Here is a 12,371-nt window from a genome sequence, read left to right as displayed (position 1 = left end):
ATTTCATTGGTTTGGCCATTCTGGCAGAAGCGTTCGGCTCCTACACTGGGAACTCAATTCTGGAGGAAACCGCACATGAATCGACGCGTTCTGATCGTGCCTGGCCACGGCAATTCGGGAGCAGCGCACTGGCAAAGCATCTGGGAAACCTCGAAGCCGGGGGAATGGCGCCGCATGCAAGTCGAAGATTGGGATCACGCCGTCTGCGACGAGTGGGTGGCGGCAATTGCACGCGAGGCGGAGGCGCTCGGCCCCGATACGATCGTCGTTGCTCATAGTCTCGGCTGCCTCGCGGTCGTGCATTGGGCCGCGCGAAACACGGTCGCGATAGCCGGGGCATTGCTCGTGGCTGTTCCCGATCCGACGGCGCCGGCCTTTCCTCGCGCCGACAGCATCGGATTTTCACCCGTACCGTCGGTCGGGCTGCCATTTCCGAGCATCGTGGTCGCCAGCAACGACGATCCCTACGCAGCAATCGGTCATGCGCGGGCCTGTGCGAACGCCTGGGGCAGCGAGTTCCTCGATGTCGGCGCACGGGGGCATCTGAACGCCGCCAGTCGCCTGGACGACTGGGCGGACGGATACCGGCTCCTCCAGCGGTTCGACACGAACCGTCTTTAGCACGCGTGCCGGAGGCCTGAGCGATCGGCGATCAGCGTCTCGCCGCATGCCGATACCGATTCGAGCAGCCGTATCGAACTGAAGCCGCTTGCCCGCGCCCGCAGCCGTCGCCGTGGAATTGAGCGGCGTTCAGCCGGAAACGGCCGGCATCGATCCCCTGCATCCGCCCGGCCTCGCAACGCGCGGCAGGGAAAAACAGGCCCTCCCGGCAGCGCGCGAATGCCGCCGTGTCATACCGCCGACCCGGACACGCGCCGGGCGCGCCGCGCAAGCGTCAGTATCGACAGCATCACGATGCACGCGCCCGCCAGCATCAGCATGACCGCGTGGTAGCCCGAGACAAACGCGCCCCCGCGCGCGGCCGAGAACCGGTACAACGCGGTTGCGGCGGCCAGGCCCACCGATCCGCCGATGTTGTGCACCGTCGTCGCCAGGCCGAGCGCCGTGCCCGCCAGCGCTTCCGGTACGGCCGCCAGCGCCGCGGCCATGGACGGCCCCAGAATGCAGCCCCAGCCGAACCCCATGCAGGCGAACGCGGCGAGCACCCGCCACCAGGCCGTCGACGCACCGAACGCCGACTGCATCACCGCCGACACCAGCAGCGCGGCGAATCCGAGCGCCATGACCGGTCCGGCGCCGAAGCGGTCGCATCCACGGCCCGCCAGCGGCGAAACCATCGCCATGACGGCGGTCGTGGGCAGCAGCAGCCAGCCCGTCGCCGCGCTGTCCTGCCCGCGCAGTTCGCCGAGATACAACGGCATCAGCAGGAATGCCGCGCAGTAGAAGAAGGCCAGCACGGCCGTCGCACAAACGGCCAGCACGAACGATCGCTGCCGGAACGCCGCAAGCCGCAGCAACGGAGCCGGTGTGCGCCTTTCGACCCGGGCCAGCGCCGCACCCGCGAACAAGGCAACGCACGCCAGCCCCAGCGTGGCCGGCGACGTCCAGCCCCGCTCCGCTCCGCGAACCACGGCGCCGAGGCCGCTGGGCAGGATCAGCAGCAGCAGGACGACACCGGTCCAGTCGACGCGCGCCTGTGCCGCCGCGATCGCATCCTGCGTCAGCCGGCCGGCGCACAGCGCGACACTCGCGGCGATCAACGGTACGTTGACGAGGAAGATCCAGCGCCAGCCCAGCGCGTCGACGAGCAGCCCGCCGGCGACCGGGCCGAGCGCGAGCCCCAGCCCGTTGACGCTGAACAGCAACCCGAGCGCCCTGCCGCGCTCCTGCTCGGGAAACATCGCCGCGACCAGCGCGGCCGACGCGGTATAGAGCCCGGCGCACGCCAGCCCCTGCACGGCTCGCCAGATCACCAGCGCGACCAGCCCCGGCGCCAGCCCGGCCCCCAGCGACGCGACGCCGAACCCCGCCATGCTCGCGAGCATCACCCGGCGCCGGCCGTGGCGATCGGCGAGCCGGCCCACCGGAATGGTGCAACTCGACAGCGCGATGACGAAAGCCGTGACGACCCATTGCACCTGGTCGATATCGGCATGGAAGGACGACCGGATTTCAGGAATGGCGGTATTGACGATCGTGAAGTCGATACAGCCGAGGAAGCTGGCGATGGCGACCCCGGCCAATGCCAGCCGGCGCGCGCGGCGCGGCGAACGATGCACGGTACGGCACTCCTTTCGTGAGCGCGGCCATCCGGGCCGCGATGAAGGAGAAAATCATATTCAAGACTTCCAGGGCGCAATTGATAGAATCTTTATCAAGATAAGAGACAGGGACGATCAAATTGCCAATCCCGCCGACCGACCGCTTCCGCGGCATCCTCGCGTTCGTGCAGGCCGTGGAGTGCGGAAGTTTCAGCGTGGCCTCGCGCCGGATGGGGCAATCGCCGTCCAGCGTGGGCAAGGCCGTGGCCCGACTGGAGGAACGCCTCGGCGTGCGGCTGTTCAAGCGCACGACGCGGCGCATGACGCTGACCGACGAGGGCGAGGCCTATCACGAGACCTGCTTGCGCACGCTGGCCGAACTGGATCGGGCCGAATCCACGCTGGCCGAGCGGCGTCAGACGCCAACCGGCCGGGTACGCATCGCGCTGCCGGTGCTCTACGGACGCATTCGCGTGTTGCCCGTGTTGAACGCGCTTGCCGAGCGTCACCCGGCACTCGATCTGGACGTCCTGTTTTCCGGCAACACGGCCGATCTGGTCGAGCAGAACATCGACCTCGCGGTGCGCATCGGCCGGCTGGAGGACAGCGCGTCGCATGTCGCGCGCCCGTTGAGCGAACAGGCGTTACGGCTGTGCGCCGCGCCCGGGTATCTCGATCGGCATGGCACGCCATCGTCGCGGGAAGCGCTCGACCATCACCGCCGCATCGCGCTCCTGCGCGGCGACGCCGAGGTCGCGTGGCAGTTCTCCGGCGACGCGGGCCGAAGCGCGCGCCAGTCGCGGCACGCACGCCTGCGCCTGAGCGACGTCGCGGCCGTGAAGGACGCGGCGCTGGCGGGGCTCGGGCTCGCGCAACTGCCCGGCTGGTTTGTCGAAGACGATATCCGCGCGGGGCGGCTCCTCGCCGTCCTGCCCGACGCGCAACCCGCGCCGCTGCCCATCCACGTGCTCTGGTCGAAGACCACGCGCATGACCGCGCGGCTGCGCGTCACGATCGATGCGCTGGTCGAACACCTGTCGCACCGACACGATGCGCCCGACGCCGGTCCTGAAGGCGCACGGGCCGGCGATCGCGGCTGATCCCGCTACCGCGGCGCGATATCGCGTGGCGATCGAGAATGCCGGCGTATCCGGAGCGCCGGCGTCCGCCATCCGCGCCGCGCCGGATCGTCGCACTCACATGTAGATGAACTGCCGATACAGCCCGTCCAGTTGATGGCGAATCTCCTCCACGCGTTGTTCGTCTCCGGCGGCGGCGAACTCCAGCAGTTGCTCCTCCCTGGCGGTAATTCGATGGCAAAGCACCGATAAATTCTCGCAAAAGGCCGCCGAATGAATCGAAGGACCGACGATCTCGGCGTCTTGCCCGGACGCCAGCTTTCTGACGGACGAAACGGGCACCACGCCGTTCTCCCGGTTGAACGCCATCTGCTTCTCGCGTCGCGCTCTCGTCGCATCGATTGCCTCCGTCATCGCCGGAGTCACGACATCCGCGTACAGGATCGCCTTTCCGGCCGTATTGCGCGCGACCCGGCCGATCATTTGAATCAGCGCATGGGCTGAACGCAAGAAGCCCGCATGATCGGCATCCAGCACCGCCACCAGCGATGCCTCCGGAATATCCAGCCCCTCGCGCAAGAGACTCACGCCGATCAACACGTCGAATTCGCCGGCGCGCAGGCCATCGATGATCTCGAGCCGCTCCTGCGTCTTGATGTCCGAATGCATGTAACGAGAACGAATGCCGCGTTCCGACATGAACTCGTGGAGCGCTTCGGCCGCCTTCTTCGTCAATGCGGTTACCAGCACGCGATTGCGCGCCCCGACACACCGCCCGATTTCTTCGAGCAGATCCGGCACGCTGTCTTTCGACGGCCGCACCTCCACCTCGGGGTCGAGCAATCCCGTCGGCCGGATGATCTGATTGGCGACCCTGTCTTTCGAGACCTCCAGCTCGTAATTCCCGGGCGTGGCGGACACGAAGATCGTCTGCGGCTTGATTGCCTCGAACTCCTCGAAGTTCAGCGGACGATTGCTCTTTGCCGAAGGCAGCCGGAATCCGTAGTCGATCAATGTCTCCTTGCGGCTCTGATCCCCCCGGGACATTGCCGAGATCTGCGGGATCATCACGTGGGATTCGTCGACAAACAGGAGCCCGTCGGCGGGCAGGTAGTCGAGCAACGTGGTCGGCGGCTGGCCGGCCTCGCGGTCGTTCAGGTAGCACGCGTAATTTTCGATGCCGGAACAGTAGCCGAGTTGCCGCATCATCTCGACGTCGCCCGTGATCCTCTCGAACAGGCGATCCGCCTCGACCAGCCGGTTGTCGCGATTGAATGCGTCGACCCGCTCCTCCATTTCGGCAAGTATCTTGTCGGCCACCGACTCTATCTTGTTGCGAGGCGTCGCAAAAAGCGTCTTCGGCGAAACCAGATAGTTTCTCAAGTCACCCAGCCGCTTCCCGGTAGCGGGGTCGGTCCAGCAAAGCGACTTGACGACATCGTCCGGCAGTTCGACCCTCACCGCCCTGAACTCCGAATCGGCGGGAAAAATATCGATCATGTCGCCGCGCACGCGGTACGTCCCGCGTTTGAGCGCGCGCTCCGAGCGCGTGTACTGCAGCAGGTCCAGACGGCGCAGCAGCTCGTCCCGTCGCAGTTGCGCCCCGTCCGACAGCGGAATCTGCAGCGCGCGATATCCATCCGGATCGCCCAGGCCGTAGATGGACGACACCGACGCCACGACAATCACGTCCCGACGCTCGATCAACGACTTTGTCGTCGAGAGCCTCAATCTCTCGAGATGCTGATTGATCGCCGAGTCTTTTTGAATGAACCTGTCGCTGCCGGGAATATAAACTTCCGGCTGAAAATAGTCGTAATAGGAAACGAAGTATTCAACGGCGTTTTCAGGGAAGAACTGCTTCATTTCCCCGTAAAGCTGTGCAGCCAGCGTTTTATTCGGCGCCAGGATCAGGGTTGGCCGATTCAAGCGGTGAATGATGTTGGCGATCGTAAAAGTTTTTCCCGATCCCGTGATTCCCATCAGCGTCTGATGGGTCGCCCCTTCGTCGATTCCGGATATCAGACGCGCGATCGCTTCGGGTTGATCCCCACCCGGGGTGTAGTTCGAGTGAAGGATAAAGACACCGGTTGACATTGCCAGTCCTCCTGGTTAGCCCACGCCATGCAAGCGTGTACGGCCTATTGAAAAACACGACGAATCCTGACGGTTCGATGCGGAACGCACGGCGTCCCGGCTCGCCTTCGCGATCGGAACCCGTCTGGACGACTCGCTTCATCACACACTGCCGAATTACTATGCAATCCTTTCAAATTGGTTGATCTGAAGTCGATTGCAAGCATGCTTTCCGCGCCGCCCCGCTTCAGGCCGGTGGCGCTTCAGCGCGTTTGCCGGGCCGAACATCGATCGCCGATGGCCGCGCGAGCGCGGCATTGCCCGCCGCCGTCCCGGCGGCTGGAGCAAAACCGGACGTGCCGCCGGCGAATTGCCGCCGACATCCGATCGCCACGATGCGCAACGGCATCCCGCCCTCCGGCACGACACCAGGATGCGACCTTCCGGCAGGCCACCGCGGAAGCGACGTCATTCCACATACCGTTGCTCCGCACGCAGATGACAGGCAAGCTCCGGCTCGCGCTCGCATGCTCACATGCGGAATCCCATGAGGTGCGCCCGGCTTCGGCGTGCGCTATGTTTGCCGAACCGGGTTCGACCGAATCATCAGAAGAGGAACACATGATCGTCAGAAACTTCGAATACCTCATTGCCCTGAACCGGGAAGGTCACTACGGTAGAGCCGCCCAAAGCTGCAACGTCTCTCAGCCCACCCTCTCCGCCGGCATCAAGCAGCTGGAGAAGGACCTCGACACCCAGATCGTGCATCACGGCAAGCGCTACGACGGACTCACCAAGGAAGGGACGCTGGTACTGGCATGGGCTCAACAGATGCATGAGGACTGCAAGGGGCTGCGGCGCGAGCTGTCGGCGCTGCACCGTGGAATCGAAGGGCCGTTCCGCCTCGGCGTACTCCCCGGCATGTCCGCGGTCGCGCCGATTCTGAGCGTCGCCCTCGCCGAAAAGATCCCGCTGCTCGAACAATCCATCACGACCGCCGATTCCATCACCTTGTCCACCTGTTTGAGGGAAGGCGCCCTCGACATTGCCTTCGCCTATCTGGAGGATTTCGTCGATGAAAATTTCGATACGCACCTGCTGTATCGCGAACGCATCTTCGCCTTCCAATCCAGCATCGAGCCGCAACCGAGAAACGTAACGTGGAATCACGTCGCGCAACTTCCGCTGTGCCTGCTCGACTCCGCCATTCCACGGAGCGCGCAAACTCAGCTCGCCCAATGCGCGAGAGCGATATGCACGGACTCGCTGGAAGTGCTCGTGGCCCACGTCACGTCGGGCAAATACGCCACGGTGCTGCCGCAATCCCTCGCGGCCCGGCTCAGGCAGATCCCCCATCTTCAGGCGCTTGCCGTGAGCGGAGCCGGCGCGCAGGCCAGTGTCGGATTCGTTGCCACCCGACGCGGGCTCGAATCGACGACATCGAACGCGCTACTGGAGATGGTTCATACCGAAGAAGTTGCCGCACCGATACAGGCGCTTCTCGCTGCCCATCGCAGCTTGCGCCCAAAGCTATCAGATCCGGCCAATTCCGACAAATAACGAAAGTCTTTCAAAGAAAAAATCTATCTCTTCATAGAATTTTCCAGTTTGACCGGCTGCGCACAAGCTGCGATTTTTATCGAAAGCGTGCGCTTTACGCCATCCACTCGATGCCGTCTGAAAAACCGGCTGAGTGAATTCCGTATTTGTCGCACTAATGCCCCCCTGATCTCGTCGGACAATTTCTGAAAACGCATCGTCGCTTCTCCGCCTCCGGAACGGAACCTCGCGCAACACCCGTCCGGCGATCGTCGTAATACGTCCGGTTGCTTTGCAAGACATCGATCTCCTTGCCACGTTCACGGGCCGAGAGGCTTCCATGGCTCATGACACCTGCCGCGATGCCGCGTTGCCCGCGAAGATCATCCGCTCCATGCGGCCCGCAGCCGGACGCCCCGCGTTTCCCGCCGGATGCGTTCGACATGCAACCGGCCGCGCGGAGCCCCACGAGGCGCCCGGCAACTGCACCACGCCGGGATCGACAGCGAACAGAATTTGCGCAAGGCCATTCCAATTATCTATACTCCACTATAGTATACGAATGACGATGCGCCGATCGCCCGGCCGTTCCGATGGCAATCGCCTCGCGCGTCGTGCGTCCGGGCGACGGCCCGTCCGTACCGTCCTTCGATCCCGTTTCTTCTCACCTTGCCCGAGCGTTATGCCGTTAATGATCATCATCGTCGCCACGTTAGGGGCGGGAGTCGGTAGCGTCTGGGTGGCGGACCTGTTGACGGTGCGCACCCGGTCGGCCGGTCATGACGACAGCGACGCGCAACAGCGTCTGCTCAGCCTGGCGACGGGCACGCTCCTGGCGACGGCGTTCACGCACCTGCTGCCCGAAGCGTTCGAGAGCAAGGTCGATGTTCAAGCGCTGTTCCTGACCCTGCTCGTCGGCCTCGTCTTCTTCTTTCTGCTGAGCAAGGTCGCACTGCGGCATCGCGAGCCTCACCCTGTCGACCACCGTCACCGTGGCGCCGGATGGCCGCTGCTGATCGGCGACGGCGTCCACGGCTTTGGCGACGGGGTGCTCATTGCGTCCGCGCTGGTCGCCGACGTTCGGGCTGGCATCGTCGCGGCCATCTCGGTCCTGGTGCATGAAGTCCCGCATCACATGGGCGACCTCGTGGTGCTGCGCGAAGGCGGCCGTCGTGGCCCGGCGCGACTGAAGGTTTCGATGGCCGGGTCGATCACGGCGCTCGGCGGCGTCGCCGGCTATTTCCTGGCGAGCCGGCTGCAGACGTGGCAGCCGTTCCTGGTGACCCTGGCCGGCAGCAGCTTCATCTACGTCGCACTCTCCAACCTGATCCCGCGGTTGCAACAACGTCAGACAAGCCGGGAAACCTCGGCCCAGATGGTCTGGTTGCTCCTCGGCATCGCACTGGTCGCGCTGGTCGGCGGGATCGCTCATGAGTAACGAAACGCTTACCCGTCGCCTGCGCATTCTCGGCGAACAGTTGCCGCTGCTCGGCCAGGGTCTTCGCGGCATCGAGCGGGAAAGCCTGCGCGTCACGAGCGCGGGCCATCTGGCCCGCACCCCGCACCCGCAAGCACTTGGCGCCGCGCTCACGCACAAGCAGATCACCACCGACTATTCGGAATCCCTGCTGGAGTTCGTGACGCCGGCATCGGCCGACCCGGCTCGCGCCCTCGAGAGACTTGATGCGCTACATCGTTTCGCCTATACCACCCTAGGCGACGAATTCTTATGGAGCGCATCGATGCCTTGCACGCTGCCGTCCGAGGAAGAGATTCCCATTGCCGAATATGGGACGTCGAACACCGGCAGGCTCAAGCACGTCTATCGCAAGGGCCTCGCCCTCCGCTACGGACGGGCGATGCAGTGCATCGCCGGCATCCATTACAACTTTTCCTTGCCCGAGGCCGCGTGGCCTGTGTTGCTGGAAGCAGCGGATACCGGCGAGCGCAGCCACGACGCGCAATCGTCAGGGTATATGGCGTTGATTCGCAATTTCCGTCGATACGGCTGGCTGCTGCTGTATCTGTTCGGCGCCTCGCCGGCGGTCGGCACACGCTTCCTTCGCGACGCGGCGCGCCGCCTCGACCGGTTCGACGCCGAGACCGTGTATCTCCCCGACGCGACCAGCCTGCGCATGAGCGATCTCGGCTATCAAAGCAACGCGCAGGCCGGCATTGCACCCTGCTACAACAGCCTGGCGAGCCATCTCGACAGCCTCCGGCTGGCCGCGAGCACGCGCTACCCGGAATACGAAACGATCGGCACTCACCTCGACGACGAATGGGTGCAACTCAACACGAACATTCTTCAGCTCGAGAACGAGCACTACGCGAGCATCCGGCCCAAGCGCATCGCACGCGCCGGCGAGCGGCCCATTCAGGCCCTGGCGGCCCGCGGCGTCCAGTACGTCGAGGTGCGCAACCTGGACGTCGACCCGTTCCTGCCGCTGGGCATCGATTTGCCCCAGGCGCGTTTCCTCGACGCGTTCCTGTTCTACTGCGCGATGAGCGAGAGCCCTTCGATGGGCGCCGGCGATCACGCCGAGAGCACGGCCAACGCTCATGCGGTGGCGACCGAGGGGCGCCGTTGGGATTTGAAACTTCAGCGCCGCGGCCGATCGATCTCACTGCGGGAATGGGCGAACGAATTGCTTGTGGAGATCGCGCCGGTTGCCGATCTGCTGGATCGCACTCGCACGAACGAAGGCGCGACGTATCGGCAGGCGCTGCTTGCGCAGCACGCCAAGGTCGAGGACCCGTTTCTGACGCCGTCGGCTCGGGTGCTGACCGCGATGAGCGAAGGCGCCATGAGTTTCGACCGCCTTGCGATGGAGCAAAGCCGGCTGCACGCCGGGTACTTCCGGGCTCGGGCGCTGCCCGACGAGGCCCGACAGGAATTCGAAGCGCTGGCGCACGAATCGATAGCGGAACAGTTGCGCCTGGAGGCGAAGGAAACAGACGATTTCGACCAGTTCGTGAACATGCATCAGGCCGCCATGCTGGCGCTTGAACAGCAAACGGCCGAGGCATGGATATGACCCGGTGAACGCTTGGCCGATGGAGCCCGCCGTGAATTCAAACGCCGTCACCGGCCTGTCCTGAATTCACCCGGGTTTCCCCGGCAGGCGGATGCCGAAGAGGCGTCACGACGCGCCGCCAAGGGCTGACCGAAGACGATCCTCGCGAGGATCGCCCCCCGGTCCGGACGGCGGCCGGCGGCCGGATGGACTACCCCGGAGAAGGGATACTCCGGGGCAGTTCTTGTACACTCTCGGGGTGCGCATGCTGCAGGTGTAAATTCCACCCAATCACGCACTTCCATACTATGCGGGAGTATAGTATATTTCCATCTACCGACAGGAAAGAGACCATGCCTTACAGTCCCAAAGAAAAGAAGCAAGCGCTTACCCGGGTTCGCCGTATTCGCGGGCAAGCGATCGCTCTTGAGCAGGCGCTCGAAGAAAACGCAGAATGCGCTGCGATTCTTCAGCAGCTTGCGGCCGTCCGGGGTGCGGTCAACGGTTTGATGGCGGCCGTCCTGGAAAGCTATCTGCGAGAAGAGTTCCCGGAGAGTGAAGCCGCTACCGACTCGCAGAAGAAGTCCATCGAGGAAACCATCTCTATCGTTCGGTCCTATCTCCGTTAGCCGACGCCAGGGTGGCGTCAGGTTTCGGAGACCTAACTTAGTCAAGGAAGCGAAATCATGAAATCACGTGCAGCTGTTGCCTTCGGGCCCGGCAAGCCGCTGGAAATCGTCGAGATCGACGTCGAACCGCCGCGCAAGGGCGAAGTTCTCGTCAAGATCACGCATACCGGTGTGTGTCATACCGATGCCTTCACGCTGTCGGGCGACGATCCGGAAGGCGTGTTCCCCGCCGTTCTCGGCCACGAGGGTGCCGGCGTCGTCGTTGAAGTCGGCGAAGGCGTCACCAGCGTGAAACCCGGCGATCACGTCATTCCGCTCTACACGGCGGAATGCGGCGAATGTCTGTTCTGCAAGTCCGGCAAGACCAACCTGTGCGTGGCGGTCCGCGCGACCCAGGGCAAGGGGCTCATGCCGGATGGAACGACTCGCTTCTCGTACAACGGGCAGCCGCTGTTCCACTACATGGGGTGTTCGACGTTCAGCGAATACACCGTGGTCGCGGAAGTTTCGCTCGCCAAGATCAATCCGCAGGCCAATCACGAGCACGTCTGCCTGCTCGGTTGCGGCGTCACCACCGGCATCGGCGCGGTTCACAACACCGCGAAGGTTCAGCCGGGCGACTCGGTCGCCATCTTCGGTCTCGGCGGTATCGGTCTTGCGGCCATCCAGGGTGCGCGGCAAGCCAAGGCGGGGCGCATCATCGCCATCGACACGAACCCGGAGAAGTTCACGCTGGCACGCGTGTTCGGTGCAACCGACTGCCTGAACCCGCGCGACTACGAGAAGCCGATCCAGGAAGTCCTCGTCGAGATGACCGGCTGGGGTGTCGACCACACGTTCGAGTGTATCGGCAACGTCAACGTGATGCGTGCCGCGCTCGAATCGGCACACCGCGGCTGGGGCCAGTCGATCGTGATCGGCGTGGCCGGTGCGGGCAAGGAAATCTCCACCCGTCCGTTCCAGCTGGTGACCGGCCGGGTCTGGAAAGGCTCCGCATTCGGCGGCGTCAAGGGGCGTACGCAACTGCCGGGCATGGTGGAAGACGCGATGAAAGGCGAGATCGATCTCGCCCCCTTCGTCACGCACACCATGGGTCTCGACAAGATCAACGACGCGTTTGACCTGATGCACGAAGGCAAGTCGATTCGTACGGTCATTCACTACTGATGTCGGCCCGACTGCGCGGCATCGCGCCGCGCAGTCTTTCCCTCCCCAAGGAGAGCCATCGTGAGTGCCATTTCCATCCATCCGTCCGTTGACGACGGGCGCCGTCCCGAACACCCCGGCTTTGCCGGCGGCGTACTCCGGTGCCACTGTCCGAGCGACACGGTCGAAGTTGCAGTCGCCGCACAGACGTTGCACAACCACGCGTGCGGTTGTACCAAATGCTGGAAACCCGCCGGTGCAACCTTCGCCCTGGTCGCGGTCGTGCCGCGCGACAAGGTGAGTGTGATCGCGCATCCGGAAAAGCTTCAGGTCGTCGACGAGCATGCGGCGATTCAACGCCATGCTTGCCGGGAATGCGGCGTCCATATGTTCGGTCGCATCGAAAACCCGCAGCACGCGTTCTACGGCCTCGATTTCGTTCACACCGAACTCTCCCCCGAGGAGGGCTGGTCGGAACCCCGCTTCGCCGCGTTCGTTTCGTCGGTCATCGAAAGCGGCACCCCGCCTTCGAAGATGGCGGAGATTCGCGGCAGGCTGCACGAACTCCAGCTCGAGCCGTACGACTGTCTTTCTCCTGGCCTGATGGATGCCCTGGCCATTCACGCGGCGAAACAGAAAGGCACCTACCGCGAAGCCTGATCC

The 12,371-nt window shown here is 64.1% G+C and carries 12 protein-coding genes; 8 read left to right on the top strand and 4 right to left on the bottom strand.

Annotated elements, in window-relative coordinates:
• Positions 1-75: 75 nt before the first annotated feature.
• Entirely contained in the window at positions 76-621 is a 546-nt protein-coding gene (locus GQ56_RS0102915) for an RBBP9/YdeN family alpha/beta hydrolase (RefSeq protein WP_031397213.1), read from the top strand.
• A gap of 230 nt (positions 622-851) precedes the next feature.
• On the opposite strand, the gene GQ56_RS0102910 is transcribed toward GQ56_RS0102915, so the two are convergent.
• On the bottom strand, positions 852-2,240 hold the full coding sequence (locus GQ56_RS0102910) for a DHA2 family efflux MFS transporter permease subunit (RefSeq protein WP_043301049.1): 1,389 nt from the start codon (positions 2,238-2,240) through the stop codon (positions 852-854).
• 122 nt (positions 2,241-2,362) lie between these two features.
• Between GQ56_RS0102910 and GQ56_RS0102905 the strand changes: the two genes are divergently transcribed.
• The gene (locus GQ56_RS0102905) at positions 2,363-3,322 is read left to right on the top strand and encodes a LysR family transcriptional regulator (RefSeq protein WP_063962840.1); all 960 of its coding nucleotides are present in this window, start codon (positions 2,363-2,365) and stop codon (positions 3,320-3,322) included.
• Positions 3,323-3,418: 96 nt separating this feature from the next.
• Here GQ56_RS0102905 and uvrB read toward each other — a convergent pair whose 3' ends face one another.
• Both uvrB and GQ56_RS45490 read right to left on the bottom strand, forming a co-directional pair.
• The gene (gene uvrB, locus GQ56_RS0102900) at positions 3,419-5,398 is read right to left on the bottom strand and encodes an excinuclease ABC subunit UvrB (protein ID WP_031397210.1); all 1,980 of its coding nucleotides are present in this window, start codon (positions 5,396-5,398) and stop codon (positions 3,419-3,421) included.
• A gap of 226 nt (positions 5,399-5,624) precedes the next feature.
• Positions 5,625-5,786: a hypothetical protein gene (locus GQ56_RS45490; RefSeq protein ID WP_160257498.1), complete on the bottom strand. Its 162-nt coding sequence runs from the start codon at positions 5,784-5,786 to the stop codon at positions 5,625-5,627.
• Between the two features lie 212 nt (positions 5,787-5,998).
• On the opposite strand from GQ56_RS45490, the gene GQ56_RS0102895 reads away from it, so the two are divergent.
• A complete protein-coding gene (locus GQ56_RS0102895; protein WP_031397209.1) occupies positions 5,999-6,937 on the top strand; it encodes a LysR family transcriptional regulator in 939 nt (312 codons plus the stop codon).
• Here GQ56_RS0102895 and GQ56_RS43825 read toward each other — a convergent pair.
• A complete protein-coding gene (locus GQ56_RS43825; RefSeq protein ID WP_152601616.1) occupies positions 6,911-7,219 on the bottom strand; it encodes a hypothetical protein in 309 nt (102 codons plus the stop codon). The genes GQ56_RS0102895 and GQ56_RS43825 overlap by 27 nt on opposite strands.
• 379 nt (positions 7,220-7,598) lie before the next feature.
• Between GQ56_RS43825 and GQ56_RS0102890 the strand changes: the two genes are divergently transcribed.
• The 5 genes from GQ56_RS0102890 to gfa all read left to right on the top strand — a co-directional run bounded on the left by GQ56_RS0102890 (position 7,599) and on the right by gfa (position 12,368).
• Entirely contained in the window at positions 7,599-8,354 is a 756-nt protein-coding gene (locus tag GQ56_RS0102890) for a ZIP family metal transporter (protein WP_031397208.1), read from the top strand.
• On the top strand, positions 8,347-9,954 hold the full coding sequence (gene gshA / locus GQ56_RS0102885) for a glutamate--cysteine ligase (protein ID WP_031397207.1): 1,608 nt from the start codon (positions 8,347-8,349) through the stop codon (positions 9,952-9,954). The genes GQ56_RS0102890 and gshA overlap by 8 nt, the downstream gene beginning before the upstream one ends.
• Before the next feature lie 332 nt (positions 9,955-10,286).
• Positions 10,287-10,562, top strand: coding sequence for a formaldehyde-responsive transcriptional repressor FrmR (frmR, locus tag GQ56_RS0102880; protein ID WP_031397206.1), 276 nt, complete (start codon positions 10,287-10,289; stop codon positions 10,560-10,562).
• Between the two features lie 57 nt (positions 10,563-10,619).
• A complete protein-coding gene (locus GQ56_RS0102875) occupies positions 10,620-11,729 on the top strand; it encodes an S-(hydroxymethyl)glutathione dehydrogenase/class III alcohol dehydrogenase (RefSeq protein ID WP_031397205.1) in 1,110 nt (369 codons plus the stop codon).
• A 60-nt stretch (positions 11,730-11,789) separates the two neighbouring features.
• Entirely contained in the window at positions 11,790-12,368 is a 579-nt protein-coding gene (gfa, locus tag GQ56_RS0102870; protein ID WP_031397204.1) for an S-(hydroxymethyl)glutathione synthase, read from the top strand.
• Positions 12,369-12,371: the final 3 nt, after the last annotated feature.

This window comes from Burkholderia paludis, from assembly GCF_000732615.1.
GTDB lineage: Bacteria > Pseudomonadota > Gammaproteobacteria > Burkholderiales > Burkholderiaceae > Burkholderia > Burkholderia paludis.
The sequence above is the reverse complement of the archived record's forward strand: the minus strand, read 5'-3'. Positions and strand labels throughout refer to the sequence as shown.